The sequence below is a fragment of the Streptomyces sp. NPDC002573 genome, assembly GCF_042889625.1.
GTDB lineage: Bacteria > Actinomycetota > Actinomycetes > Streptomycetales > Streptomycetaceae > Streptomyces > Streptomyces gibsoniae.
Genome location: NZ_JBIARC010000023.1, coordinates 101987 through 126326, shown reverse-complemented (window position 1 = coordinate 126326; position 24340 = coordinate 101987). Strand labels below are relative to the sequence as shown.

Annotated in this window: 27 protein-coding genes and 1 pseudogene; 17 read left to right on the top strand and 11 right to left on the bottom strand. The window is 70.6% G+C overall.

The genetic code is table 11. The annotated features are described in order from the left end of the window. Positions 1-134: 134 nt before the first annotated feature. Together ACFYX0_RS22565 and ACFYX0_RS22560 are read left to right on the top strand one after the other, a co-directional pair. Complete coding sequence (locus tag ACFYX0_RS22565) at positions 135-578, top strand: NUDIX domain-containing protein (RefSeq protein ID WP_388972595.1); 444 nt, start codon at positions 135-137, stop codon at positions 576-578. A gap of 113 nt (positions 579-691) precedes the next feature. Next, positions 692-1057 (top strand): ASCH domain-containing protein, encoded by a 366-nt coding sequence (locus ACFYX0_RS22560; protein WP_388972594.1) that lies wholly within the window; start codon positions 692-694, stop codon positions 1055-1057. A 103-nt stretch (positions 1058-1160) separates the two neighbouring features. On the opposite strand, the gene ACFYX0_RS22555 is transcribed toward ACFYX0_RS22560, so the two are convergent. Together ACFYX0_RS22555 and ACFYX0_RS22550 are read right to left on the bottom strand one after the other, a co-directional pair. Then, complete coding sequence (locus tag ACFYX0_RS22555) at positions 1161-1805, bottom strand: response regulator (protein WP_388972592.1); 645 nt, start codon at positions 1803-1805, stop codon at positions 1161-1163. Further along, entirely contained in the window at positions 1802-2983 is a 1182-nt protein-coding gene (locus ACFYX0_RS22550) for a sensor histidine kinase (RefSeq protein WP_388972590.1), read from the bottom strand. Before ACFYX0_RS22550 ends, ACFYX0_RS22555 begins: the two co-directional genes overlap by 4 nt. Positions 2984-3105: 122 nt before the next feature. On the opposite strand from ACFYX0_RS22550, the gene ACFYX0_RS22545 reads away from it, so the two are divergent. From ACFYX0_RS22545 to ACFYX0_RS22535, 3 genes are all read left to right on the top strand, one after another. Then, the gene (locus ACFYX0_RS22545; RefSeq protein ID WP_388972588.1) at positions 3106-4035 is read left to right on the top strand and encodes an ABC transporter ATP-binding protein; all 930 of its coding nucleotides are present in this window, start codon (positions 3106-3108) and stop codon (positions 4033-4035) included. Continuing rightward, positions 4032-4889: a hypothetical protein gene (locus tag ACFYX0_RS22540; RefSeq protein ID WP_388972587.1), complete on the top strand. Its 858-nt coding sequence runs from the start codon at positions 4032-4034 to the stop codon at positions 4887-4889. The genes ACFYX0_RS22545 and ACFYX0_RS22540 overlap by 4 nt, the downstream gene beginning before the upstream one ends. A gap of 73 nt (positions 4890-4962) precedes the next feature. Continuing rightward, positions 4963-5793 (top strand): ABC transporter permease, encoded by an 831-nt coding sequence (locus ACFYX0_RS22535; protein WP_388972585.1) that lies wholly within the window; start codon positions 4963-4965, stop codon positions 5791-5793. A gap of 485 nt (positions 5794-6278) precedes the next feature. On the opposite strand, the gene ACFYX0_RS22530 is transcribed toward ACFYX0_RS22535, so the two are convergent. Then, entirely contained in the window at positions 6279-6947 is a 669-nt protein-coding gene (locus ACFYX0_RS22530) for a nitroreductase (RefSeq protein WP_355911269.1), read from the bottom strand. Positions 6948-7098: 151 nt separating this feature from the next. On the opposite strand from ACFYX0_RS22530, the gene ACFYX0_RS22525 reads away from it, so the two are divergent. Further along, the gene (locus ACFYX0_RS22525) at positions 7099-7749 is read left to right on the top strand and encodes an FMN-dependent NADH-azoreductase (protein ID WP_388972584.1); all 651 of its coding nucleotides are present in this window, start codon (positions 7099-7101) and stop codon (positions 7747-7749) included. A 134-nt stretch (positions 7750-7883) separates the two neighbouring features. Here ACFYX0_RS22525 and ACFYX0_RS22520 read toward each other — a convergent pair whose 3' ends face one another. Next, positions 7884-8288 (bottom strand): MarR family transcriptional regulator, encoded by a 405-nt coding sequence (locus ACFYX0_RS22520; RefSeq protein ID WP_355911263.1) that lies wholly within the window; start codon positions 8286-8288, stop codon positions 7884-7886. Between the two features lie 205 nt (positions 8289-8493). Between ACFYX0_RS22520 and ACFYX0_RS22515 the strand changes: the two genes are divergently transcribed. The 4 genes and pseudogenes from ACFYX0_RS22515 (at position 8494) to ACFYX0_RS22500 (ending at position 10265) form a co-directional block, all read left to right on the top strand. Next, positions 8494-8841, top strand: coding sequence for a GntR family transcriptional regulator (locus ACFYX0_RS22515; RefSeq protein WP_355911260.1), 348 nt, complete (start codon positions 8494-8496; stop codon positions 8839-8841). Positions 8842-8909: 68 nt separating this feature from the next. Beyond that, a pseudogene (locus ACFYX0_RS22510) lies at positions 8910-9026 on the top strand (DUF1648 domain-containing protein); the annotation flags it as partial. A 316-nt stretch (positions 9027-9342) separates the two neighbouring features. Beyond that, entirely contained in the window at positions 9343-9786 is a 444-nt protein-coding gene (locus tag ACFYX0_RS22505; protein ID WP_388972582.1) for a helix-turn-helix transcriptional regulator, read from the top strand. A gap of 62 nt (positions 9787-9848) precedes the next feature. Beyond that, a complete protein-coding gene (locus ACFYX0_RS22500; protein ID WP_311692856.1) occupies positions 9849-10265 on the top strand; it encodes a VOC family protein in 417 nt (138 codons plus the stop codon). Between the two features lie 17 nt (positions 10266-10282). On the opposite strand, the gene ACFYX0_RS22495 is transcribed toward ACFYX0_RS22500, so the two are convergent. The 4 genes from ACFYX0_RS22495 to ACFYX0_RS22480 form a co-directional block, all read right to left on the bottom strand. Further along, the gene (locus ACFYX0_RS22495) at positions 10283-10531 is read right to left on the bottom strand and encodes a hypothetical protein (protein WP_388972580.1); all 249 of its coding nucleotides are present in this window, start codon (positions 10529-10531) and stop codon (positions 10283-10285) included. Further along, positions 10528-10875 carry a DUF952 domain-containing protein gene (locus ACFYX0_RS22490; protein ID WP_388972578.1) on the bottom strand — a complete coding sequence of 116 codons (348 nt, stop codon included), beginning with the start codon at positions 10873-10875 and terminating at the stop codon, positions 10528-10530. The genes ACFYX0_RS22495 and ACFYX0_RS22490 overlap by 4 nt, the downstream gene beginning before the upstream one ends. Positions 10876-11247: 372 nt before the next feature. After that, positions 11248-12372, bottom strand: a complete 1125-nt coding sequence (locus tag ACFYX0_RS22485; RefSeq protein ID WP_388972576.1) for a family 2 encapsulin nanocompartment cargo protein polyprenyl transferase — start codon at positions 12370-12372, stop codon at positions 11248-11250. 156 nt (positions 12373-12528) lie between these two features. Next, complete coding sequence (locus ACFYX0_RS22480) at positions 12529-13935, bottom strand: family 2B encapsulin nanocompartment shell protein (protein ID WP_388972574.1); 1407 nt, start codon at positions 13933-13935, stop codon at positions 12529-12531. A 264-nt stretch (positions 13936-14199) separates the two neighbouring features. On the opposite strand from ACFYX0_RS22480, the gene ACFYX0_RS22475 reads away from it, so the two are divergent. Then, entirely contained in the window at positions 14200-15138 is a 939-nt protein-coding gene (locus tag ACFYX0_RS22475) for a 1-aminocyclopropane-1-carboxylate deaminase/D-cysteine desulfhydrase (protein WP_388972572.1), read from the top strand. A gap of 52 nt (positions 15139-15190) precedes the next feature. Here ACFYX0_RS22475 and ACFYX0_RS22470 read toward each other — a convergent pair whose 3' ends face one another. Next, a complete protein-coding gene (locus ACFYX0_RS22470; protein ID WP_388972570.1) occupies positions 15191-16786 on the bottom strand; it encodes a Na+/H+ antiporter in 1596 nt (531 codons plus the stop codon). Positions 16787-16848: 62 nt separating this feature from the next. On the opposite strand from ACFYX0_RS22470, the gene ACFYX0_RS22465 reads away from it, so the two are divergent. The 3 genes from ACFYX0_RS22465 (at position 16849) to ACFYX0_RS22455 (ending at position 18958) form a co-directional block, all read left to right on the top strand. Then, positions 16849-17109: a UBP-type zinc finger domain-containing protein gene (locus ACFYX0_RS22465; RefSeq protein ID WP_388972568.1), complete on the top strand. Its 261-nt coding sequence runs from the start codon at positions 16849-16851 to the stop codon at positions 17107-17109. A gap of 260 nt (positions 17110-17369) precedes the next feature. Beyond that, positions 17370-17783 (top strand): anti-sigma regulatory factor, encoded by a 414-nt coding sequence (locus ACFYX0_RS22460; RefSeq protein ID WP_055492491.1) that lies wholly within the window; start codon positions 17370-17372, stop codon positions 17781-17783. Next, positions 17780-18958 (top strand): SigB/SigF/SigG family RNA polymerase sigma factor, encoded by a 1179-nt coding sequence (locus ACFYX0_RS22455; RefSeq protein WP_355911232.1) that lies wholly within the window; start codon positions 17780-17782, stop codon positions 18956-18958. Before ACFYX0_RS22460 ends, ACFYX0_RS22455 begins: the two co-directional genes overlap by 4 nt. A 54-nt stretch (positions 18959-19012) precedes the next feature. Here the strand turns inward: ACFYX0_RS22455 and ACFYX0_RS22450 are convergent, their stop codons facing one another. Further along, positions 19013-19462, bottom strand: coding sequence for a hypothetical protein (locus ACFYX0_RS22450; protein WP_388972567.1), 450 nt, complete (start codon positions 19460-19462; stop codon positions 19013-19015). A gap of 184 nt (positions 19463-19646) precedes the next feature. Here ACFYX0_RS22450 and ACFYX0_RS22445 point away from each other — a divergent pair, with 184 nt between their 5' ends. Both ACFYX0_RS22445 and ACFYX0_RS22440 read left to right on the top strand, forming a co-directional pair. Next, on the top strand, positions 19647-20618 hold the full coding sequence (locus tag ACFYX0_RS22445; protein ID WP_355911230.1) for a diacylglycerol kinase family protein: 972 nt from the start codon (positions 19647-19649) through the stop codon (positions 20616-20618). A 317-nt stretch (positions 20619-20935) separates the two neighbouring features. Continuing rightward, on the top strand, positions 20936-21193 hold the full coding sequence (locus tag ACFYX0_RS22440; RefSeq protein WP_003992873.1) for a WhiB family transcriptional regulator: 258 nt from the start codon (positions 20936-20938) through the stop codon (positions 21191-21193). Between the two features lie 185 nt (positions 21194-21378). Here the strand turns inward: ACFYX0_RS22440 and ACFYX0_RS22435 are convergent, their stop codons facing one another. Next, positions 21379-22845, bottom strand: a complete 1467-nt coding sequence (locus ACFYX0_RS22435; RefSeq protein ID WP_355911410.1) for a PAS domain-containing sensor histidine kinase — start codon at positions 22843-22845, stop codon at positions 21379-21381. Positions 22846-23512: 667 nt separating this feature from the next. On the opposite strand from ACFYX0_RS22435, the gene nagB reads away from it, so the two are divergent. Beyond that, a complete protein-coding gene (gene nagB / locus ACFYX0_RS22430; RefSeq protein WP_388972565.1) occupies positions 23513-24298 on the top strand; it encodes a glucosamine-6-phosphate deaminase in 786 nt (261 codons plus the stop codon). Positions 24299-24340 lie beyond the last annotated feature (42 nt).

The window sequence follows — 24340 nt, the reverse complement described above, 5'->3', positions numbered from 1 at the left end:
TGGAGCGGTCACCCGCTCGACCGCAACCGAACCAGCCGCCTCACCCGCCTCAGCCACCAACTCACCGGCTGACAGCCGAATTACGCACCAGAGTCGATGACCAGTCCAAAGCCCTCCCGCCCGCCCTCGATTCCATGACCCTGCTGGTCGCCGCCGTCATCGTCCACGACAAGGCCACCAACCGCGTCGTCCTGCTCCAGCGCAGCCAGAACGCCAAGTTCGCCCAGGGCATGTGGGACCTCCCCGTCGGCAAGAGCGAACCCGGTGAGCCCATCACCGAGACGGCAGTACGGGAGCTCTATGAGGAGACCGGCCTAACCGTGAAGCCGGAGTCCCTCACGGTCGCCCACATCATCCACGGCGCCTGGGGCGTCGAAGCCCCCAACGGCTTCCTCACCGTCGTCTTCGCCGCCCACGAATGGACCGGCGAACCCGAAAACCGCGAACCCCGCAAACACGGCCAGGTCCGGTGGGTCGACGCCGACGCAATCCCTGAGGACTTCGTGGACACCACCTCAAGCGCCCTCCACCGGTACCTTTCGGCAGGCCCCGAGATCTCCCTCGACGGCTGGCAGTAGCGGCGCCAACCACAGCCCGATTGGTTGCCGAGGGCGAGCCCTTCGCCACTCGTGCGCGGCAACCGAGATCGGTCTGATGAAGACGGCACCAGCCACGAGGAGCGATCCCGCCCATGGCCGACACCACTGCCCGCGTCCACGATCTCAACCTCTACCGCCAGTACTTCGACCTCGTCGCTGCGGGCACCAAGACCATCGAGGTGCGGGTGAAATACCCACACCTCGCCGACCTTGCAGCTGGCGGCACCATCCGCTTCCGGATCAAGGGCACCGACGAGACGTGCGACGTGGAGGTCAAGCGGGTCACCGAGTACCCCGACTTCGAAGCCCTGCTCGACGGCGAGGGCGCCGCCCACGGTAACCCCACCGCCACACACGACCAGCAGCTCGCCAACCTCCGGGCCATCTACCCACCCGAGAAGGAAGCACTCGGCGCGCTGGCCATCGAGATCCAATACGCTGCTGATGTTGCAACCTGAGCTGGAGGGTGGTTGTCGCGGCCAGCTCAGGCGGAACCGTCGGCCGCCCTTCCGCAGACCCGAGCGACGAGCGAGATCCGCCCGCAGCGTTCCACTCGGATGGTCAGACCATGCCTGACTCGTAGGCGGCGATGACGAGCTGGACTCGGTCGCGGGCGTCGAGCTTGGTCAGTAGTCGCGCCACGTGGCTTTTGGTGGTGGCCATGGTGATGTACAGGTGGGCGGCGATCTCGGCGTTGGACATACCGCGTCCGATAAGGGTCAGCACTTCGCGTTCGCGGTCGGTGATCCCCTTGATCTCGCGTCGGCGTCGGGCCGGGACGGCGCCCCGGCCGGTGAACTCCTGGATGAGGCGGCGGGTGACGCCGGGTGCGATCAGGGCGTCACCGGCGGCGACGACACGTACCGCCGTCACGATGTCGTCCAGCACCATGTCCTTGACCAGGAAGCCGCTCGCGCCGGCGTGCAGCGACGCGTATACGTTCTCGTCGTCGTCGAAGGTGGTGAGGATGACCACGCTCGCCGGGGTCCCTGTCTTGATGAGCCGGGTGGCCTCGATGCCGTCCATGACGGGCATCCGGATGTCCATCACGACGACGTCGGGGCGGAGATCGGTGGCCAACCGGACAGCCTCGGCACCGGTTCCGGCTTCCCCGACGATCTCGATGTCCGGGATGTCGTTGATCAGCATGCGCAGTCCGGCGCGGACTACCGGCTGGTCGTCGGCCAGGAGCACCCGGATCGTCATAGGGGCAGCCTAGCCGCGACACGGTAGCCGCCTTCGGTCCGCGGTCCGGAGCTGAAGTGGCCGTGGAGCAGGGCGATGCGCTCGCGCATTCCGGTGATTCCGTAGCCGTCACGCGGGTTCGTGGTCGCCCTTGCGTGTCCGTCGTCGGTGATGTCGATGGACAGCTCCTCCTCCTCGTACTCGACGCGGACGAGGCAGTGGGCGGCGCCCGCGTGACGTACGACGTTGGTCAACGACTCCTGGATGACACGGTAGGCGGCGAGCTCAATGTCGGGGGTGAGCGGGCGTCGTCGGCCATGCCACTGCAACTCGAGCCGCACTCCGGCGTCCGCCACCGTTACGGCCAACCGGTCGACGTCCGCCAAGCCCGGCGCCGGGGTGGACGGCGCCGATTCCGATTCGGCCTCGCGCAGGACTCCGAGCATGCGCCGCAGCCCGGTCAGCGTCTCCCGGCTGGTCTGCTCGATGATGCCCAGTGCCTCGCGCACGCCGTCCGGTTGGCTGTCGACGGCCCGCTTCGCCGCTCCGGCCTGGATCGCGATGGCACCGATGCTGTGGGCCACCATGTCGTGCATCTCCCGGGCGATGCGCAGCCGCTCGGCCTGGACCGCCTGCGTCGCGGCCTGTGCTCGCAGGGCTTCGGCGTGGTCCTGCCGCAGTCGGATCCAGCTGCCGATGATCCAGGCGACGGCGGTGGTCACGACGAGGACCGACCACGGACCGGTGAGGACCTCGAAGGCGGTCGCTTCCGGGACGAAGGCCGTCGCGACCAGGGCCCAGACGGCCAGCACGCCGGCCACCGCTGCGGCGGCGGCCCGGCGCGAACGGGTGACGGCTGTGTAGAAGACCAGCACGTCCGCCGCGAGGAACAGGGGCCACGTCGTGTCCCCGCACACCCGGGCCACGACCGCCTCGGTCAGCAGCACCGCAAGGACCGGCAACGGTCGGCGACTCGCCCAGCCTGCAGGCCCCGCCATCAGCAGAGCCAGCCCCACCAAGGCCCAGCGCCCGATGTGAACGAAGTGACCGGACGGCAGGAAGACCGGGTGCGCGGGTTGAGGCATCGCGGTGTACAGAACCAGCGCGAACACAGGGACGGCGCACCAGCCGAGTGCCGTCAGCGGGTCCGGCGGCATCCGGCGCAGCAAGGCCGCGGGCGTAAGGAGGCGGGGTCGCACCCGGCGATGCTATCCACCGAGGTCGACGGTGGTATCGGACCGTGGTCTGCATCCCGCGGGCTGACAAGGCGGGAGTCCGCAGACCGATGTGACACGACCCGGCCGCCGACAGCCTGGGATGCGTGATCGAAATCAACCAGCTGACCAAGCGCTACGGCAGCGTACTGGCCGTCGACGGTCTGACCTTCTGTGTCCGACCCGGGCAGGTGACCGGGTTCCTTGGTCCCAATGGCGCCGGCAAGACCACGACGATGCGCATGCTTCTCGGCCTGAACGCCCCCACCAGTGGCACCGCGACCGTCAACGGCCGTCGCTTCCAGGACTTCGGTGCCGGCCTGTGCCACGTCGGCGCCCTGCTGGACGCGGGTGACGTCCACCGGGGACGCACCGCGAAGGCGCACCTGGCCGCACTGGCCCGCAGCAACGGCCTGCCACGCCGCCGGGTCCACGAGGTGCTTGAGATGGTAGGTCTGGGCGAGGCGGGCCGTCGGCGGGTCGGCGGGTTCTCGCTCGGCATGCGTCAGCGTCTGGGGATCGCCACCGCCCTGCTCGGCGATCCCCCCGTCCTGCTCTTCGACGAACCGATCAACGGCCTGGACCCCGAGGGCATCCGGTGGGCCCGCGAGCTGTTCCGTCGCCTGGCCGGCGAGGGACGTACCGTCTTCGTCTCCAGCCACCTGATGAGCGAGATGGAGCACACCGCGGACCACCTCGTCGTCGTCGGCGGTGGCAGGCTGCTCGCCGACGAGCCCCTCGCCGACTTCGCCGCCCGCGCCACCACCGCAGGCGCCACCGTGCGAACCCCAGACCCGACTGTGCTGGCCGAGGTGCTGCGCAACGCGGGAGCCTCGGTGCTGTCGCAGGGCGGTGACGTCCTCACCGTCACCGGCCTCACCGCGGCCCGCATCAACGAACTCGCCTTCACCCACCGTGTCCGGGTCCACGAGGTCGCCGTGCACGACGGAACGCTGGAGGACGCCTTCATGGAACTGACAGCCGCCAGCGTCCAGTACCGCGCCTCAGCCACGCCCGAGAGGAGCACGGACCGATGACCGCTCTCTCGACGCCTCCCACAGCTGCCACCCGACGCGGCGCTGCCGGACCTGCCCGCTGGCGCGATCTGCTCGGCGCCGAGTGGATCAAACTCTGGTCGCTGCGCTCGACCCCCATCGTGCTGGGCGTCCTCCTCGTCTTCTACCTCTGCCTGGCCTACCGCGCCGCTCAGCTCGCCCACGATTCCTATCCGACGTGGCCCGCGTTCGCCAAGCTCGACCCCGACCCCGCGCACGACGCCTTCGACTTCCCGAAGTTCCTCCTGCTCATGGCAACCGCCGGCACGATCGGCGCGATGAACGTCGCCGGTGAACACGCGAGCGGCCTGATCCGCACCACCCTCATCGCTGTGCCGGCCCGAGGCCGCGTGATGCTCGCCAAGGTCACGGTGGTGAGCGCCGTGCTGGCCGTCCTCGGCCTGCTCATCAGCATCGGGTGCTGGGGCATCACCCTGGCCGTCATCTCGGACCGGATCACCGGCTTCTCCTTCGCCACCCCCGGCATCTGGCGTCTCATCGCAGGCACCACAGTCATGGTCCCGGCCTGCGGCCTGATCGGCATGGCCGCCGCCACATGCATCCGCAACACGGCCGGCACCGTCTTCGCTGTCCTCGTCTTCTTCCTCGTCGGTCCACTGGCCGTCAAGGCACCCCTCGCCCTGCTGTCCGCCAACCAGCGGGCAGACCTGGGCAACACCCTTCCCGCATACGCCTGGGGCCGCCTGACCATCATGAGCCACGGGCGCCTCGTCGAACACGTCTCCTCCATCCCGGCGGCCTGGATCTCGCTCACCGTCTGGGCCGTCGTCTCGGTCGCCACCACCGTGACGGTCCTGCGCCACCGCGACGTGTGACGGCGCCACCGACGCCGGACACCCGACCAAGCTCGCCCCCTCCGGGACTGACATATGCGACAAGGAACCCCTGATGGTCACCACCACCAGACCGACAACGGTCGCGGCCGGTGCCGAACTCCGCGGCCGATTTCGCGACCTGCTCGCCGCCGAACGGATCAAACTGTTCTCGCAGCGCTCGACCTACGTCCTGCTGGCACTTGCCCCGGTGATCGCCATCTGCGGTGAGTGGTTCACCTGCTCGGGTGTCCACCTTGTCGGCGCGTCGGCGCATGCCGCTTACGATCCGTTGAGAGGTTCCTTCAACTCCGGCACGTGGGGCTTCCTCATGGTCGGCGCCAGCATGCTCGGTGTCCTGACAATGAGCAGCGAGTACTCCAGCGGACTGATCCGCACGACCTTCCTCGCCGTACCGAGCCGCCTGCGGGTCGTACTCGCCAAGGCGGTCGTCCTCGCGAGCGTCACGTGCGTCGTCGGCCTCATCACCGCGATCGCCTCGTTTCTTACCGCCCAGACGATCCTGTCCGGCGACCAACTAGGCATCTCGATCAGTCAGCCCAGTGTCTTGCAAGGCTTCGTGGCATCCACCGCAATCCTGCCGGTATGCGCGGTCATCGGCATGGCCATCGGCACACTCATCCGAACCTCCGTGGCCGCCCTGTTCACAGCCGTCTTGGCCCCGGTCCTGCTAGGCGCCGTACCTTCCGGCAGCAACCACTTGACGGCCGCTCTGAGCAACTCGGCACCCCAGAACGCCTGGAACGCCCTGACTAGCCTCGGCACCGAGTGGGACAGCGTCGGTCCCTTCCCTCCCACGGCACTCCAGTCCTGGATCGCCCTCGCCTCCTGGCCGCTCCTCACCCTTCTCACCGCCCTCGTCCTCGTGCGCCGCCGTGACGTCTGACCGGTCCACGCGGCTGCGGCTGGTCGTAACCCGCGGGCCAGTGGGGTGGTGCCGATCAACTGGCTCAGCAGTCCGCACCCAGTCCGCAAGACACCCACTCAAGACCGTCGCACCCCATCGCCACCAATCGCCAAAAGGCCAGGTCAGTGGCCCACAGGCACGATCCCCGCAGGTCACCGACCCGGCCCACTATTAGGAGACCAAGAAGGCCTGATCTTCGATCATGCTTTTGACCTGCGATTCCTTCGATCGCGTGGTCCCCCGTCCCGCACCCGGCCCGCAGGCCGCCACACGGCGCCCTCGACGGTCCGGGTGCGGTCTTGTCCACCCGGGCACAGACGGCCCCCAGGCACACCGTCGGCGCAGCTGATCGACGCCGGATGCCCTCGCCACGACACGTGGCGAGGGCATCCGTTCTTCTGCCACGCACTGCGCGACAGGCTGCTTTCGGTCCCCCTCGAAGCAGGTGCTCGAGGAGAGGGGCGTCAGAGGCCGTCGACGAACGTGACCGTCTCGTCGAGCGGCGCCCGGCCTATGCGGGCGTCACCCGCTGCGACGTCTTCGAATCCGATCGACATGCCGCAGAAGAGAACGAGCCCCTCCGGGGGTGAGAGGACCTCCGCGACGGTCCTGTGGAACTTCGCCCAGGCCATCTGCGGACAGCTGTGCAGCCCTTCGGCGCGCAGCAGAAGCATGACCGTCTGCAGATACATGCCGGCGTCGGACCATTGGGGCCGGCCCAGGTCGCGGTCGATGTAGCAGAACAGGGCGGCGGGCGCGCCGAAACAGTCCCAGTTCGCGGCAGCGGCCCTCTGGCGGGCCTCCAGGTCCTCGCGCGGGATACCGAGTGCGCCGTAGCGCTGCTGTCCGAAGGCGGACCGGCGCTCGCGGTAGGGGGACTTCAGCTCGGGCGGGTACTGCTCGTACTCCGGCTCGTCCCAGGAGTCACCGGAGGCGAGGCGCTCGCCGGCGCGTTTCTTGATCTCGGCCAGCGGATCGCCGGTCACCACGTACGCACGCCACGGCTGGATGTTCGATGCGGACGGCGCCCAGGCCGCGGCGGACAGCACACGCTCCAGCGCCTCTCTCGGAACAGCACGGTCGGTGAACCCGCGCACCGCCCGCCGACTCGTGACCGCCTCGTAGACGTCCATGATCGCCTGCCTCCATCCACTCGATCCGGTGCGCCTTCGCCGTACGCACCTGCAACGGTATCACTCGATACTGTATCGTCTGAAACGATCTCAGATACCGAACCCCAGCCCCTGGCTCCCCGCCTCGGGCACCGCACCCCGGAGAGAGCCCATGGCCACGCTGCTGCACATCGACTCGTCCGTCTTCCCCGGCGAGGCGTCCTCGTCCCGTTCGGTCACGGCCGCCTTCCGCCGGACATGGGAGGAGCAGCACCCGGCGGGCACGGTGATCTACCGCGACCTCGCCGCCGACCCCGTCCCGCACATCACCGCCGACGCCTGGTCCGCCGGATACGCCACCCCGTCCGAGCGCACCCCGGCGCAGTCCGCCGCGTTCGCCGCACGCGTGAAGCTCATCGAGGAACTGGAGCAGGCGGACGCCGTCCTGATCGGCGCCCCCATGCACAACTTCTCGATCCCCTCGACCCTCAAGGCGTGGCTGGACGGCGTGCTCCTGCTCGGCCGCACCGCGGGCGAGGCCCCTTCCGCCCAGGGCACCCCGGTCGTCGTCGTCGCCAGCCGGGGCGGCTCCTACGCCCCGGGCACCCCGCGCGAGGGCTTCGAGTTCGTGCAGAACTACCTGGAAGCCGTCCTCAAGCGCACCCTCGGCCTGGACCTCGACTTCATCGTCCCGGAACTCACCATGGCCCCCCGCAACGCGGCCATGGCAGAGCTGGTCCCCCTCTACGAGGCTTCGCGCAAGCGCGCCTTCGAGGACGCGACCGCCAAGGCCAAGGAACTCACGGCGCGCCTCGCCGCGTAACCGCCAGGCAACAGCCGCCGTATGACGCCTCGTCGCAGGACGTCACACGGCATCCTCACGACCGAACCCCCGGCACCGAGCGCGCCGGGGGTTCGTCATGTCAGCGGGACACGCGTCGACGTAACGGAGCGCGCTCACCCCTCGTCGCCCGCCGGATGGGCGAACCGGGTCAGCAGATCCCTCAGCCGCTCGGACTCGCCGGGCCCCAGTTCGGCGACCAGACGCTCAGCCAGCGGCTCCGCCGCCACATGCGCCGCGTCGAAGAGCTCGACACCCTGAGGGGTGATCTCCACCGCCCGCACCCGCCGGTCCCCCGGAACGGCCTTGCGCACGGCCAGCCCCATGCGCTCCAGATCGTCGACGACCCGCATGATTCCGGCCTTGTCCGATCCCGTCGCCGCCACCAGGTCCCGCTGCACCGTGGGCCCCTGGTTGACCAGGACGATCAGCACCGCGAAGTGCCGCAACTCGACGCCGAGGGGCCGAAGGGCCTCCCCCATGACCGCGGCCGCGTGCCAGTGCGCCCTGCGCAACAGCAATCCGAGAGCAAAGGGCGATTCATCCCCGGGGAGGTCGGTCGCGCGCGGGGCGGGGGCTTGGTGAGGAGGGTCAGCGGCCATAGGGACACATTAACAGTCATGCACCCATTCGATACGGTATCGATTGAAACCAATTACCCGCCCCCAGTGGTCCGCCCACGCAACAAAGCCGCGGGAAGCCCATGGTGCTATCGTCACTAGCACCATGCTGCTGCGTCTGGACAAGAGAGACACCCGGCCCCTGCACGAGCAGGTGGCAGGCGCCGTCCGCCGTGCCATTGCCGAAGGTGAGTGCCGACCGGGGGATCGCCTGCCGTCGGCACGTGACCTCTCCCAGGCACTGGACGTCAACGTCAACACCGTCCTACGAGGCCTGCGCAGCCTCCGGGACGACGGCCTGCTGGAGTTCCGCAGGGGCCGAGGAGTGACCGTGGCCGAGGGCGCCGACGGGCGGTCGGGCCTGCTGGACCGGGTCCACGCGCTGGTGGCCGAGGCCGCACGCCAGGGCTACAGCAGGACCGATCTCATCGAGATGATCAGGGGGATGCAGTGAACGACCACATCAGGGCCGAGCGCGGGGCGCGCTGGGCCACCGCGGCCTGGTAGGTCGGCATCGCGGCTTTGATCGCCGCGCTGCCCTGGGCCGCGCGCGGACGGCTGCCCGCCCGGCTGGCCACTCATTGGAACGCCGGTCGCACTCCTGACAGCTCGATGCCCCTCTGGGCCGCGTCCGTCTTCCCGGCCCTGATATGGGTGGTGCGCCTTGGCGGGGTGCTCGGGCTGCTCGTCGGGCCACAGCCCGTCCACGAGCCGGGCCGCGCCGCACCCGGCGCGCGGTTCGTCGGCGAGCAGGGCGAGCAGTCCGCGCAAGCGGGGCCCGCTGATCTCCCGGCCACGGTGGGCCACCCGCGTGAGGAAGGTCAGCTCCGTCGTCACCCGAGTAGGTTAGAACGTGGCGGATGGATCTTGCCCGGACCGTTCACCCTCGGGACCGGCCGCCGGGGCCGCCGGGGCGTTCCCGGCCGGGGCGGGTCCGTTGTCGGTGGTCCGTGCGATGCTGAACGGCGTGGACGTGGACGACCTGATCCGGTTGCGCCGGGCCCGGGACCGGATGGACCGCGAGTACACGGAGCCGCTGGACGTGCCCGCGCTGGCGCGCACCGCGCTGATGTCGCCGGGGCACTTCCAGCGCAGTTTCCGCGCGGCGTACGGGGAGACGCCGTACGGCTATCTGATGACCCGCCGCATCGAGCGGGCCAAGGCGCTGCTGCGGCGCGGCGACCTGACCGTGACGGAGGTCTGCCTCGCCGTGGGGTGCACCTCCCTCGGATCGTTCAGCTCCCGTTTCACGGAACTGGTGGGCGAGACCCCGAGCGCGTACCGGGCCCGGTCGCACGAGCAGGGGGCGGCGATACCGCCGTGCGTGGCGAAGAGCCTGACCCGGCCACGCCGGGGCCGCCCCGAGGACGCCCGGACCGATCCGCGCACACAGCTCTAGCGAGAGCTCCGGCGAAGGCTAAAGAGCGGGCGGGAGTCCGCTGATCGGCCTAGCGTTGTGGCATGGATGTCAAACTCTCCCAGTGCTTCATCGCCGTCGACGACCATGACAAGGCGCTCGCCTTCTACCGGGACGTCCTGGGCCTGGAGGTGCGCAACGACGTCGGTTTCGAGGGGATGCGCTGGGTGACGGTCGGCTCACCGCTCCAGCCGGACGTCGAGATCGTCCTGGAGCCGCCGGCGGCGAACCCGGACTTCTCCCCCGCGGACCGTCAGGCGATGGCCGAGCTGCTCGCCAAGGGCGTGCTGCGCGGGGTCATCTTCTCCACCGAGGACTGCGACGCGCTCTTCTCCCGCGTCGAGGCGTCCGGCGCCGAGGTCCTCCAGGAGCCCATGAACCAGCCCTACGGCGTACGGGACTGCGCCTTCCGCGACCCTGCGGGCAATCTGCTGCGCTTCACGGAGCGCCCGCGCTCCTGACCCGGGCCGCACGGAACTCAGCGGGCTGCGGTCGACTCCAGGCAGGCCACGCTCACCGGCTGCTCGAAGGCCCCCTGGGTCGGACACGCCGTGCCGTGCGCCTCGGGGGACAGTCGAGGCGCCGGCGCGCGCTCCCAGCGGGCCGGGGGGTCCGGCTCGTCCCGGTCCTGCAGCCACAGCGTGAGGGCCCCTCCCACCAGCACGAGCGCCGCCCACACCGCGACCGCCCACCGCCACCACCGGCGTGCTCCCCCCGTCGCGGTCACTCCCCCGTCGCCGCCCCGCGGTCCCAGACCTGCACGTCCACCACGGCGGACACCGGGATGGGCCCGTAGACGTGCGGGAACTCCTCGCCGCCGGGCTTCAGGGCCTCGTACCGCACCGGAGCCGTCAGCCGCTCCGGATCGATGACGAGCAGGACCAGCTCGTCGGGCCCCTCGTACTCGCCGTACACCCAGCCCGCCACGCGGGGGACCTGGTGCCGCAGCGAACAGTGGATGAAGCCCTCCTCCTGGAGGGTGACGCCGCGCGTCGACATCTCGTACGAGCCGGTCGTACAAGCCGCCTCCCACAGGGAGCGCTCGGTGAGGTGCAGCAGAGGTTCGGACATGCCGCCCACCCTAGGGCCCGGCCCCGACAGCGCCCCCGCTTCCCGGGTCACGGAGGCCGGGCACCGCGGATTCCGGCAGGGACCGGGGCGCCACACCGGGACGAAGGCGCCCAGCGTCTTGTGGCGCCGTACGACGGTGGCGACGGGCTGTCCGCACCATGGACAGACCTGCTCCTCACGGCCCATGACCTCAGCGTAGGCCGGGCCCGGCACCCTACGCCTCCCCTGTCCCGGACCGGCTCAAGGAGCGCGGTCCGCGAGCGAAGGCCCCGCGCACCGTGGGGATGCGCGGGGCCCGCCCCGGGCCGGAGCCACCGGGAGCCGTACGGGGTCAGGAGCCGCACGGGCCGGGACTCCGGGGTCTCGCGGTGCTCAGGTGCTGCGCCGGGTCACGAACTCGGCCAGGGCCAGCAGGGGGCCCGCTGTCTCCGGGTCCGGCACCGCCCGGGACAGCTCCTGCATCGCCCGGCCCATCCGGTCGGCCGCCTGCACCTGCGCCCAGTCGCGGCCGCCCGCCCGCTCGACGGCCAGCACCGTGCGCTCCAACTCCCCCTCCTCGTAGGGCCCCTCGTACAGCTCGGCCAGCTCGGTGGCTGCCGGACCGCCGGAGGCGAGCGCGGCCACCACGGGCAGCGACTTCTTGCGGGCCATGAGGTCCGCCCCGGCCGGCTTGCCGGTGCGGCTCGGATCCCCCCAGATCCCGATCACGTCGTCGATGAGCTGGAAGGCGAGCCCGGCCTCGCGGCCGAACGCGTCCAGCGCCTCGACATCCGCGTCGTCGGCCCCCGCGTACAGCGCCCCGAGCGCGCAGGCACAGCCCAGCAGCGCGCCCGTCTTGGCCTCGGCCATGGTGAGCACCTCCTCGAGGGTGACCTCGTGGGGGCCGCGCCGCTCCATGGCCGTGTCCGCCTGCTGCCCGGCGCACAGTTCGACGACACAGGCCGCGAGCCGGGCGGCGGCGGCCCCCGACGCCGGGTGCGGATCCTCGGCGAGCAGCCCCAGCGCCAGCGCCTGCAGGGCGTCCCCCGCGAGGATCGCGTCGGCGTCGCCGAACACGGTCCAGGCGGTGGGACGGTGTCTGCGGGTGGTGTCCCGGTCCATCACGTCGTCGTGCAACAGCGTGAAGTTGTGGATGAGTTCGACGGCCGCGGCGGCCCGGACGGCGGTCGACCGCCGTCCGCCGAGCGCCTGCGCCGCGGTCAGGACGAGCGCGGGCCGTATCGCCTTGCCCGCGTTGCCGGCGGCCGGTGTGCCGTCCGCGTGCTGCCAGCCGAAGTGGTAGAGCGCGATCCGCCGCATCGAGCCGGGCAGCGAGTCCACGGCCCGGCGCAGCTCCGGGTCGACCGAGGCACGGGTGCGATCCAGGATCGCCACGGCCTCGTGCCCGTCGAACGGCTGCTCGGGGACCGGGGGCGGAACGTGCCGCCCCGCCGGAACCGTCGCGCTCCGCCGCTTGCGCGTCGGGCCCTGCTTCGGCTCCGTCATGAACTCACTCATGGGACCGCCTCGAAGAGTCTGCGGACGGAGAGACCTCCGCCACCGGGCGCGCACCCCGAGGGTCTACCCGGCCAGGCACGCGGGAACACGGTCCGCCGCCGGCGCGCGGCGACCGGGCCATGGGGGCGTGCCGGGAGCGGACGAGCGTCGAAGGCGTCACCTCCAGCGGCCGATCTCGACGTTCTCCAGGACGCCCAGCGCGTCGGGCACCAGGACGGCCGCCGAGTAGTAGGCCGTCACCAGATAGCTGATGATCGCCTGCTCGTTGATGCCCATGAAGCGCACCGAGAGGGACGGCTCGATCTCGTCCGGGATGCCGGACTGCCTCAGTCCGACGACCCCCTGCTCCTCCTCGCCGGTACGCATGGCGATGATCGAGGTCGTACGGGCCTCGGTGACCGGGATCTTGTTGCAGGGGAACATCGGGACGCCGCGCCAGGTCGGGACGCGGTTGCCGCCGATGTCGATGGTCTCCGGGTTGAGTCCGCGCTTGTTGAGCTCCCGGCCGAAGGCGGCGATCGCCCGCGGGTGGGCGAGGAACAGCTTGGTGCCCCGCCGCCTGCTGAGCAGTTCGTCCATGTCGTCGGGGCTCGGCACCCCGTCGTGGGGCTGCAGCCGCTGGTCGTACTCGCAGTTGTGGAGGAGCCCGAAGTCCCGGTTGTTGATCAGCTCGTGCTCCTGGCGCTCCTTGAGCGCCTCGACCGTGAGCCGCAGCTGTTGCTCGGTCTGGTTCATCGGCTGGTTGTAGAGGTCGGCCACGCGCGTGTGGATGCGCAGGACGGTCTGCGCGATGCTCAGTTCGTACTCGCGGGGCGCGGCCTCGTAGTCGACGAACGTGTGCGGGATGTCCGGCTCACCGCTGTGGCCGGCGGCGAGGTCGATGGCCTTCTCGCCGTACTTGTTGGTCTCCTCCTCGGGAGCCGAGCGCTGTTCCTGGAGGTGCTCGCGCAGGGCCTGGGCGCGGTCCGCGACCAGTTCGACCTCCCGCCTGGGCAGTGCGAGCACCGTGCAGGCGGTGACCGCACGGGCCGTGTACTCCCAGATGGCGTCCGGGTCCAGCAGCGCCTGGTCGCCGAAGTAGGCGCCGTCGGCGAGGACGCCGAGCACCGCGTCGGCCCCGTAGGGACCGGTGCCGATCTTCTCCACCTTGCCGTGCGCGAGCAGGAACACCTCGTCGGCCTGGCTGCCGAACTCGGCCAGCACGTCCCCGGGCGCGAACCTGCGCTGCTGGCACCGCTGGGCGAGTTCGCCGAGCACCTCCAGGTCCTCGTAGGCGCGCAGGGCCGGCAGTTCACCCAGCTCCGCCGGGATCACCGCGACCTGGTCGCCGGTCTTCACGAACGTCACCCGGCCGTCGCCCACGGTGTAGGTCAGACGGCGGTTCACCCGGTACGTACCGCCCTGCACACCCACCCACGGCAGCATGCGCAGCAGCCAGCGCGAGCTGATCTCCTGCATCTGGGGTGCGGACTTGGTGGTGGTGGCCAGGTTCCGAGCGGCCGCAGTGCCCAGACTCTGCTGCGGCTTGTTCTGCTCCGCACGGACCTCTTCGCCTACCGACATTGGTATTGCCCCTCCCGATCACGCATCGATCTGCGGAAAGAAGCGTCTCAGCACGGAGAGTGGCGCTGCCATTACCCAAAAGAGCGGGAATGGATCAACGTCCGCCCGGGCACACTGAGGCACTTCGCCGACCGGCGGGCCAGGTGGATCCGGGGCTTCCGGATGGACCGCTCAGGGAGCGGGTCCACGACCGGCTGAGGGCCCCGACCGCCCGTCCGGGACACCGGCCGCCGCCCACGCCGTCGGGTGTCCGACAATGGCCGGGTGACCAGCCCCGATGTGCCCGGCGGAGGCCGGACGCCCGACGCGGCCGTGCTGCGTCTGCGTCCGCGCCTTCCGTCGCCGTTGCGGGAGGTCACGGACGAGCGATTCGCCCGCCACGGGGTCCGGCTGCTGCTCAAGCGGGACGACCTGATCCACCCGGAGCTGATCGGCAACAAGTGGCGCAAGCTCGCCCCGAACCTGCGTGCCGCGGCCGGCCGCACCCTGCTCACCTTCGGCGGCGCGTACTCCAACCATCTGCGGGCCACGGCCGCGGCGGGCCGGCTGCTCGGGCTGGACACCGTCGGCGTGGTCCGCGGCCAGGAGCTCGCCGACCGCCCGCTCAACCCGTCTCTCGCCCGGTGCGCGACCGACGGGATGCGGCTGCACTTCGTCGACAGGTCGACCTACCGGCGGGTTGCGGAGCCCGAGGTCCTGGCCGGCGTGCTGCGCGCGGCGGACGCCGAGGACGCGTATGTGGTGCCCGAGGGGGGCAGCAACTCCCTCGCCGTGCACGGCTGCCATGCGCTCGGCGAGGAACTGCGCGGGCGGGCGAACGTGGTCGCCGTGGCCTGCGGCACGGGAGGCACGCTGGCGGGACTGGCCGCCGGGCTGGCCCCCGAGCAGCGGGCCCTCGGGGTCGCGGTGCTCAAGGGCGACTTCCTGGCGGGCGAGACGGCCGCCCTGCAGACCCTGGCCTTCGGCGGCCGCCGGGGCACCTGGTCCGTGGACACCCGCTTCCACTTCGGCGGCTACGCCCGCACGAGCGACGAACTCGAAGACTTCGCCCGGGACTTCGAGTCGCGCCACGCCCTGCCGGTGGAACGTCTCTACGTCGCCAAGCTGCTGTACGCACTGGTCGCCCTGACCGAGGAGGGCGCGTTTCCCCGGGGAACGACGCTGGCCGCGGTGATCACCGGAACCCCCTTCCCCTCTGCGTAGGCCCCCCGCATCCCCTGTCGTCGGGTCCGGGGACGCGCCGCCCGGTCGTGGGTCAGGCGGATTCGCGATAGGCCGCCGCCTCCTCCAGGTCCAGGCGTCTGAGCAGGGTGCGGAGCATCTCGTCGTCGATGTAGCGATGGTTGCGGAGCCGCACGAAGACCTCCCGCTCGGCGCCGATCATCTCCCGGGACAGCCGGCTGTAGGTGTCGTCGGCGGTCTCTCCGGTCACCGGGTTCACCGAGCCGAGGCGCTCCCACACGGCGTTGCGCCGGCGCTCCAGGACCGCGCGGAGACGGTCGACCAGCGGCGGCGGCAGCGCGTTGCCCTCGTCCTCCAGGAGCGCGTCGAGGTGCTGTTCGGCGGCCCGCGACGCCTGCGCCTGGGCGTTCGCCTCGGCCAGGGTCTCCGCTCGGGGGTCGCGCCCCGGAAGTCTGAGCAGGCGGATCAGCGGGGGCAGGGTCAGTCCCTGCACCACCAGGGTGCCGATCACCATGGTGAAGGTCAGGAACAGGATCAGGTTGCGGCCGGGGAAGGGTCCGCCGCCGTGCACGGTCCGGGGGATCGAGAAGGCGATCGCGAGGGAGACCACGCCCCGCATCCCGGCCCAGCCGATGATGAACGGCCCCTTCCAGGTGGGGTTCTCCTCGCGCTCCCGGATGCGCGAGGACAGCACACGCGGCAGGAAGGTCGCCGGATACACCCACAGGTAGCGCGAGACGACGACCACGACGAACACGGCCACCGCGTACCAGGCGGCATGCATGCCCTCGTAGCGGCCGAGGCCCCGCAGCACGACCGGCAGCTGCAGTCCGATGAGCGCGAACACCGCGGACTCCAGGATGAACGCGACCATCTTCCACACCGCCTCCTCCTGGAGCCGGGTCGCGAAGTCGACCTGCCAGTTGTGGTAGCCGAGGTAGAGGGCTACGACGACCACGGCCAGCACCCCGGAGGCGTGCGCCCACTCCGCGGCCCCGTAGGCCACGAACGGGATCAGCAGCGACAGCGTGTTCTGGAGCAGCGCCTCCTTCAGATGCGTGCGCAGCCAGTGGATCGGCATCATCAGCAGCAGGCCGACCGCGACACCTCCGAGTGCCGCGAGGGCGAACTCGCGCAGCCCGGTCGCCCAGGTGGCGCCCTCGCCGACCGCCGCCGCGAGCGCCACCTTGTAGGCGGTGATCGCGGTCGCGTCGTTCACCAGCGACTCGCCCTGGAGGATGGTGGTGATCTGCGACGGCAGCCCCACCCGCCGGGCGACCGCGGTGGCCGCGACGGCGTCCGGGGGCGCGACCACCGCGCCCAGGACCAGCGCCGCGGTCAGCGGCAGATCCGGCACGATCAGATAAGCGGCCCAGCCCACCGCGAGCGTCGCGAAGAGCACATAGCCGACGGACAGCAGCGCCACCGGCCGCAGCTGCGCCCGCAGGTCCAGGTACGAGCTGTCCGCGGCGGCCGTGTACAGCAGCGGCGGCAGCACCAGCGGCAGGACGACGTCCGGGTCGAGCGTGTACTGCGGCACCCCGGGCACATAGGAGACGACGAGTCCCGCCGCGACCAGCAGCAGGGGGGCGGGCACGGGGGTGCGGCGCGCGATGCCCGCCACCGCCGCACTGCCCGCGACCAGCAACAGCAGCGGCAATACGTTCATGTCTCGCGCCCGCCCCTCTATATTCGCGCTGCTTTCCGCAGAGCCGTCGTAACCTGGCAATCATGAAACAGTGCACGCACGCCGGCGCGCTGCCGCACCCCGAACCGAAGCCCCGGAGCGAGACCTGCCTGGAGTGTCTCGCGACCGGTACCCACCCGGTGCAACTGCGGCTGTGTCTGGAGTGCGGGCACGTGGGCTGCTGCGACTCCTCGCCCCTGCGGCATGCGACGGCGCACCACACGGACACCGGCCACCCGGTGATGCGCACCTTCGAGCCGGGTGAGGACTGGCGTTGGTGCTTCGTCGACCATGTACTCGTGTGACCCTGGATCCGGACGGTTCGACGGTCTGACGCCTGGGTACGTCAAACCGGCGCGCGCTCTTCCCAATTGGGCCCGCAGACCTCTAGCCACTGTGCGTACACATAGGTTTACTATGAGTGACAGCAAGGGGCCGGGGTCGCGGGGACCGCGGGGACAGAAAAGCCGGTAGCGCGATAGCGTCACCGCTGAACCACGTAGGGCGTTACCCCGGGGGGCGACCCTCGGCCCCCGAAAGAGCTTGTACCACCTTGGAGGTGAGGGTGTCCCAGATCGCAGGCGAGCCCGCGACCCAGGACTTCGTGGAAGTCCGGCTGCCGGCAGCGGGTGCCTACCTGTCGGTGCTGCGTACGGCCACCGCCGGCCTCGCAGCCCGTTTGGACTTCACCCTCGACGAGATCGAGGACCTGCGCATCGCGGTCGACGAGGCCTGCGCGATCCTGCTTCAGCAGGCCGTGCCCGGCTCGGTGCTCAGCTGCGTCTTCCGGCTCATCGACGACTCGCTCGAGGTCACGGTCGCGGCTCCGACCACGGACGGTCACGCTCCGTCACGAGACACCTTCGCCTGGACCGTGCTGTCGGCCCTGGCCGGCAAGGTCTCCTCCGCGGTCGCCGACGACAAGACCGTGTCCATCAGCCTCTACAAACAGCGCGGCGCGGGACCCGGGCCGGCGTGACGAACGGGGACGGGCCGGTGCGGGACGAAGAGCGCGGCACACGAGAACTGTCCGCCGAAACCGTCGGCGGCCCGACCGGGCCGCGGCGGACGGCGGCCGGTGTGGACGGCATCCCGGAGCAGGCCCGTCCGCATCCGGAGGACGACGCTTCGGCGGTCGCGGCACCCGTTCAGGCGGGAGCGGCCGGGGCCGAGGAGACGTTCTCCGTGCGGGGCGGCACACGACGGGATCCGGACGGTGTCCCGCGGAGCACGCCCTCTGGAGGAACTGGGGCCTCCCCGGCTCATGGGGGTCCTCCCGCTCGAGCGCGGTCGAGAGCGGGGGCGGAGCCGAGAGCGCGGGGAACGGTGACGGGCGGGACGATGAGCGAGCACGAGCGAAACGCCGAGCAAAGCGTGCCGGGCGGCGCGCAGCACGACCCACAGGACCGCAGCGGGGCGCGGTCCAAGTTCGTCGAGCTGCGCAAGCTGAAGGAGGGCAGCCCGGAGTACGCGGAGCTGCGCAACCAGCTGGTCCGTATGCATCTGCCGCTCGTCGAGCACCTCGCGCGCCGCTTCCGCAACCGCGGCGAGCCGCTGGACGACCTGACCCAGGTCGCCACCATCGGCCTGATCAAGTCGGTGGACCGCTTCGACCCGGAGCGCGGCGTCGAGTTCTCGACCTACGCGACCCCGACGGTCGTCGGCGAGATCAAGCGCCACTTCCGCGACAAGGGCTGGGCGGTACGGGTGCCGCGGCGCCTGCAGGAGCTGCGGCTGGCCCTGACTACGGCCACGGCCGAGCTGTCCCAGCTGCACGGCCGCTCCCCGACGGTCCACGAGCTGGCCGAGAAGCTGGCCATCTCGGAGGAGGAGGTCCTGGAGGGCCTGGAGTCCGCCAACGCGTACTCGACCCTCTCCCTGGACGTCCCCGACACGGACGACGAGTCCCCGGCGGTCGCCGACACGCTCGGCGCGGAGGACGAGGCGCTGGAGGGCGTGGAGTACCGCGAGTCGCTCAAGCCGCTGCTCGAGGACCTTCCGCCACGGGAGAAGCGGATCCTGCTTCTTCGCTTCTTCGGCAACATGACGCAGTCGCAGATCGCGCAGGAGGTCGGCATCTCCCAGATGCATGTCTCGCGGCTGCTGGCCCGGACCCTGGCCCAGCTGCGGGAGAAGCTGCTGGTCGAGGAGTGACGAAGGGCGACCGGATCCCGGTCGCCCTTCCCACGTGTGCCGCCTGTTGTCGGCCTACTTCTGGTCCTGTACGTTCCCGGGCCCCCGGATGCCGAGCGCCCGCGTGGTCGCCGGGTTCACGAGCAGCACCAGGGCCGCCACCGCGACGACGGCGAGCACGATGCCGCCCGGGATGGCGACGCTGTCGGCCTGGAGCAGGTTGTACGCCACGGGCAGCGCCATGATCTGGGTGATGACCGCGGGCCCCCGGCTCCAGCTGCGCCGCAGCAGCAGACCGCGCGCGGCCAGCAGGGGCAGCAGCGCGAGCACGATCAGGGTGATGCCACCGGTGACGGCCTGCCGGCGGTCGTCCGGCGAGCCCGTGAGGCCCAGGACGAGCAGCCATACGCCGCCCGCGAGGAGGGCGAGACCCTCCAGGCCGGCGAGTGCCGCCGCGACGGTCAGCCGCACGGGGCGGGGCCCGGCGTCGGGGGCCGGGGAGGTCGGGTTCTGCTCAGCGCTCACCCCAGAAGAGTAGCCCTCGCGCTCGGCCCGCCCGGCGGGAGCGGGCGGCGCGGCGCGGGCCGGAGACGGCCACCGTGTCCCGGGCCGCTTTTCCGGCCACTGTGCTCAAGGCCACTCCCGCTCCTCTTACCCGATCCCTAACTCGGCCTGGGACGAGTACCGCAGAGTAGGTAACCTGCAAACCATGCGTGCACTTCTCGTGGTCAATCCGGCGGCAACCACCACAAGCGCACGTACCCGTGACGTTCTGATCCACGCGCTGGCGAGCGAGATGAAGCTCGAGGCGGTCACCACCGAGTACCGGGGACACGCCCGGGACCTCGGCCGCCAGGCCGCGGAGAGCGACGACATCGAACTGGTCGTGGCGCTCGGCGGCGACGGCACGGTCAACGAGGTCGTCAACGGCCTGCTGCACCACGGCCCTGATCCGGGCCGGCTCCCCCGCCTCGCCGTCGTGCCCGGCGGTTCGACGAATGTCTTCGCCCGCGCCCTCGGCCTGCCCAACGACGCCGTGGAGGCCACCGGCGCGATCCTCGACGCCCTGCGCGAGGGCGGCCGGGAGCGCACGGTCGGCCTCGGTCTGGCCGAGGGCACCCCGGGCACCGAGGACGAGGCGGTGCCCTCCCGCTGGTTCACCTTCAACGCCGGCCTGGGCTTCGACGCGGGCGTGGTGGGCCGGGTCGAACAGCAGCGGGAGCGGGGCAGGCGCTCCACCCATGCGCTGTATCTGCGCCAGGTGCTGCGCCAGTTTCTGGACGAACCTCATCGCAGGCGCGGAACGATCACTCTGGAGCGGCCCGGCGAGGAGCCGATCGAGGGCCTCGTCCTGTCCATAATCTGCAACACGGTGCCCTGGACGTTTCTCGGCAATCGTCCGGTGTACGCCTCGCCTAAGGCCTCGTTCGATACCGGACTCGACGTACTCGCTCTCAGCCGTATGTCGACGACCTCGATTGCCCGGTATGCAACCCAGTTGCTCACTTCGTCCCCCGAGCGGGGCCCCCGCGGCAAGCACGTTGTCTCCCTGCACGACCTGAGCCGCTTCACCTTGCAATCGAAGGTGCCGCTGCCGCTCCAGATGGACGGGGACCACCTGGGACTGCGCACCAGCGTGACGTTCACAGGCGTACGCCGTGCACTGCGTGTGATTGTGTGAGCAGAACGCCCTAAAGTCCTTTCACTCGAACGTTTAGGCCAGGATCCACCCCTTGGAAGTACGGCTGTGACCTAGTCGACACCAAGGAATCAAAAAAAACTTTCCGGAAGGGGTTGTATCCGCCGCTGAGGTTTGCGAGTCTCTACGTGGCGCTCGGGACGGCACGCACCATCGGCCCCCACGGAGAGCCCGAACCCCTCCTCAAACCAAGGACCACGTCAGTGAGTCTGACGATCGGCCCTTCACTTGTTGAGGGATTCGTGAAAGCGTTCACATTCACAAGCAATCTGCACGTAATACCAAGAGAGGTAGCAGCCATGGACTGGCGTCACAACGCCGTTTGCCGCGAGGAAGACCCCGAGCTCTTCTTCCCCATCGGCAACACCGGTCCCGCGCTGCTGCAGATCGAGGAAGCCAAGGCCGTCTGCCGTCGCTGCCCGGTTATCGAGCAGTGCCTGCAGTGGGCGCTCGAGTCCGGTCAGGACTCCGGCGTCTGGGGTGGTCTCAGCGAGGACGAGCGCCGCGCCATGAAGCGCCGCGCCGCCCGCAACCGGGCCCGTCAGGCCTCCGCCTGACACACCCACCCCGCCTGGGCTTGGCGGCGCGTACAGCGAGTACGCATCTCCCGCCCCCGAGCCGCAGCGCGCAGTACCCCCGGTGCGCAGCAATAGCTGGCAACTGAGCTTTAGCCCCGGACCACTTGTGGTCCGGGGCTCATTGCTGTGTACGCCGGGCGGTCCGGGCGACCGTGCCACGCGCGTCAGGCCTGGGCGCGGACCGGAATGTCCAGGATCACCCGGGTCCCCCGCCCCGGGGCCGGCACCATGTCGAAGGCGCCGCCCAACTCACCCTCCACCAGGGTCCGCACGATCTGCAGACCGAGGTTGCCCGCCGTGTGCGGGTCGAAGCCCTCGGGCAGGCCGACCCCGTCGTCCTGGACGGTGACGAGGAGACGGGCCTCCTTCGTCGTACCGCCACGGACCGCCGAGACCTCGACGGTGCCGGTGTCGCCCTGCCGGAAGCCGTGTTCCAGGGCGTTCTGCAGGATCTCGGTCAGCACCATGGAGAGCGGGGTCGCGACCTCGGCGTCCAGGATGCCGAAGCGGCCGCTGCGCCGGCCGGTGACCGTGCCGGGCGAGATCTCGGCGACCATGGCCAGCACCCGGTCGGCGATCTCGTCGAACTCCACCCGTTCGTCCAGGTTCTGAGACAGCGTCTCATGCACGATCGCGATCGATCCGACCCGGCGCACCGCCTCCTCCAGCGCCTCCCGTCCGCGCTCGGACTCGATACGGCGGGCCTGGAGGCGGAGCAGGGCGGCGACCGTCTGCAGGTTGTTCTTCACCCGGTGGTGGATCTCCCGGATGGTCGCGTCCTTGGTCATCAACTCGCGCTCGCGGCGCCGCAGTTCGGTGACGTCCCGGAGCAGCACGAGGGACCCGATCCGGGTGCCCTTGGGCTTCAGCGGGATGGCCCGGAACTGGATCACCCCGTCATGGGCCTCGATCTCGAACTCGCGCGGCGCCCAGCCGCTGGCGACCTTGGCGAGCGCCTCGTCGACGGGACCGCGGGTGGGAGCGAGTTCGGCGGTGATCTGGCCGAGGTGCTGGCCGACCAGGTCGGAGGCCAGGCCCAGGCGGTGGTAGGCCGACAGGGCGTTGGGGGACGCGTACTGGACACCGCCCTCCGCGTCGAGGCGGATCAGCCCGTCGCCGACGCGCGGCGAGGCGTCCATGTCGACCTGCTGGTCGGGGAACGGGAAGGAGCCGGCCGCGATCATCTGCGCCAGGTCCGAGGCGCTCTGGAGATAGGTGAGCTCCAGGCGGCTCGGGGTACGCACGGTGAGGAGGTTGGTGTTGCGGGCGATGACGCCGAGGACGCGGCCCTCACGTCGTACGGGGATGGACTCGACCCGGACCGGGACCTCCTCGCGCCACTCGGGGTCACCCTCGCGCACGATCCGGCCCTCGTCCAGGGCGGCGTCCAGCATGGGGCGGCGGCCGCGCGGGACGAGGTGGCCGACCATGTCGTCCTGGTAGGAGGTGGGGCCGGTGTTGGGGCGCATCTGCGCCACCGAGACATACCGGGTGCCGTCACGTGTGGGCACCCACAGGACCAGGTCGGCGAAGGAGAGGTCGGACAGCAGCTGCCACTCCGACACCAGCAGATGGAGCCACTCCAGGTCGGAGTCACTGAGGGCGGTGTGCTGGCGGACCAGTTCGTTCATGGAGGGCACGTCTGCGAGGGTACCCGGGAGCTGGGACAACGTTCGAAATCAGCCAGTGAGCGCAGCACCACCGCGCGACGGAAGGGGCCCGGAGACACCCGCGGGCCGCGGCGCCTGGGAGGGACCCTCAACCCTCCCGGCACCGCAGCCCGGAGCAGCAACGGCCACGGGGTGTGCGGTCCCGGTCGGCCGAAGGTCGAGGACCCGGAGCAGTCAGGGCAGAGAGCGCCGGTTCCTCGGTCCGTCCTCCTGTGCGGGGAAGACGGAGGTTTGTGCGGACTGTCCTCGTCCGTACGCGACGAGAACACTTTACGTGCTTTACCTACGCTTGTGGACTAGACCACGTGCCAATGACCATGGTGCTGGGTCCGCGCGCGCGTGTCCATGCGTCGGAGGATGTTTGTTGTTGTCTCTTTATCGGACATCCACGGATGCCTCCCCGCAGGGTAGCGGCCTTCGGCCCGTCCCGGGGACGGATTGCCGCCGTAGGGCCGCCAACGCGTCCTGGCGCGAGGCCGAGACCCGTCCCCGCTCCCCCCGACCCCGGCTCCGGCGCCATCTTCCGCGAGGGGCCGATTCTGCTAGATTGGTCTATACCACATGTGTTCTCTCGCGCGTGTGCCCCCGGGTCCCCACGCGAGCCCCTCCTCAGAACGGCAGGCCCACCGTGGAAGTTGTCATCGTCCCGGACGCCAAGGCGGGCGGCGAGCTCATCGCCGAGGCCATGGCACAGCTGCTCGGGCGCAAGCCCGACGCCCTGCTCGGCGTGGCCACCGGATCGACGCCGCTGCCCGTCTACGAGGCGCTGGCGACCAGGGTGCGCTCCGGTGCCGTCGATGTCTCGCGGGCACGCATCGCCCAGCTCGACGAGTACGTGGGCCTGCCGGCCGACCACCCCGAGTCGTACCGCTCGGTGCTCGCCCGTGAGGTGCTCCAGCCGCTCGGGATCGATATGCGGGCGTTCATGGGGCCGGACGGCACGGCCCAGGACGTACGGGCGGCGTGCGCCGCGTACGACAGCGTGCTGGCCGAGGCCGGCGGGGTGGACCTGCAGCTGCTCGGCATCGGCACCGACGGGCACATCGGGTTCAACGAGCCCTGCTCCTCGCTCGCCTCGCGCACGCGGATCAAGACGCTGACCGAGCAGACCCGCATCGACAACGCGCGCTTCTTCGACGGCGACATCGACCAGGTGCCGCATCACGTGATCACCCAGGGCATCGGCACCATCCTCGAGGCGCGGCACCTGGTGCTGCTCGCGACCGGCGAGGGCAAGGCGGACGCGGTCGCCGCGACCGTCGAGGGGCCGGTCGCCGCCGTCTGCCCAGCCTCCGCGCTCCAGCTCCACCCGCACGCGACGGTCGTCGTGGACGAGGCCGCCGCGTCCAAGCTGAAGCTCGCCGACTACTTCCGGCACACCTACGCCAACAAGCCCGACTGGCAGGGCATCTGACCGTAGGCGGAGGGCGCCGGACCCCGGCGCCCTTCCCCTCCC

Excerpts from the sequence above, each read along its gene's own strand:
- ACFYX0_RS22485 (WP_388972576.1), bottom strand. The coding sequence starts at position 12,372 with ATGAGTGAGTTCATGACGGAGCCGAAGCAGGGCCCGACGCGCAAGCGG.
- ACFYX0_RS22500 (WP_311692856.1), top strand. The coding sequence starts at position 9,849 with ATGGATGTCAAACTCTCCCAGTGCTTCATCGCCGTCGACGACCATGAC.
- ACFYX0_RS22535 (WP_388972585.1), top strand. The coding sequence starts at position 4,963 with ATGGTCACCACCACCAGACCGACAACGGTCGCGGCCGGTGCCGAACTC.
- ACFYX0_RS22560 (WP_388972594.1), top strand. The coding sequence starts at position 692 with ATGGCCGACACCACTGCCCGCGTCCACGATCTCAACCTCTACCGCCAG.
- ACFYX0_RS22555 (WP_388972592.1), bottom strand. The coding sequence starts at position 1,805 with ATGACGATCCGGGTGCTCCTGGCCGACGACCAGCCGGTAGTCCGCGCC.
- ACFYX0_RS22445 (WP_355911230.1), top strand. The coding sequence starts at position 19,647 with ATGCGTGCACTTCTCGTGGTCAATCCGGCGGCAACCACCACAAGCGCA.
- ACFYX0_RS22435 (WP_355911410.1), bottom strand. The coding sequence starts at position 22,845 with ATGAACGAACTGGTCCGCCAGCACACCGCCCTCAGTGACTCCGACCTG.
- ACFYX0_RS22465 (WP_388972568.1), top strand. The coding sequence starts at position 16,849 with ATGAAACAGTGCACGCACGCCGGCGCGCTGCCGCACCCCGAACCGAAG.
- ACFYX0_RS22540 (WP_388972587.1), top strand. The coding sequence starts at position 4,032 with ATGACCGCTCTCTCGACGCCTCCCACAGCTGCCACCCGACGCGGCGCT.
- ACFYX0_RS22530 (WP_355911269.1), bottom strand. The coding sequence starts at position 6,947 with ATGGACGTCTACGAGGCGGTCACGAGTCGGCGGGCGGTGCGCGGGTTC.
- ACFYX0_RS22525 (WP_388972584.1), top strand. The coding sequence starts at position 7,099 with ATGGCCACGCTGCTGCACATCGACTCGTCCGTCTTCCCCGGCGAGGCG.
- ACFYX0_RS22515 (WP_355911260.1), top strand. The coding sequence starts at position 8,494 with ATGCTGCTGCGTCTGGACAAGAGAGACACCCGGCCCCTGCACGAGCAG.
- ACFYX0_RS22440 (WP_003992873.1), top strand. The coding sequence starts at position 20,936 with ATGGACTGGCGTCACAACGCCGTTTGCCGCGAGGAAGACCCCGAGCTC.
- ACFYX0_RS22470 (WP_388972570.1), bottom strand. The coding sequence starts at position 16,786 with ATGAACGTATTGCCGCTGCTGTTGCTGGTCGCGGGCAGTGCGGCGGTG.
- ACFYX0_RS22490 (WP_388972578.1), bottom strand. The coding sequence starts at position 10,875 with ATGTCCGAACCTCTGCTGCACCTCACCGAGCGCTCCCTGTGGGAGGCG.
- ACFYX0_RS22480 (WP_388972574.1), bottom strand. The coding sequence starts at position 13,935 with ATGTCGGTAGGCGAAGAGGTCCGTGCGGAGCAGAACAAGCCGCAGCAG.
- ACFYX0_RS22565 (WP_388972595.1), top strand. The coding sequence starts at position 135 with ATGACCCTGCTGGTCGCCGCCGTCATCGTCCACGACAAGGCCACCAAC.
- ACFYX0_RS22505 (WP_388972582.1), top strand. The coding sequence starts at position 9,343 with ATGCTGAACGGCGTGGACGTGGACGACCTGATCCGGTTGCGCCGGGCC.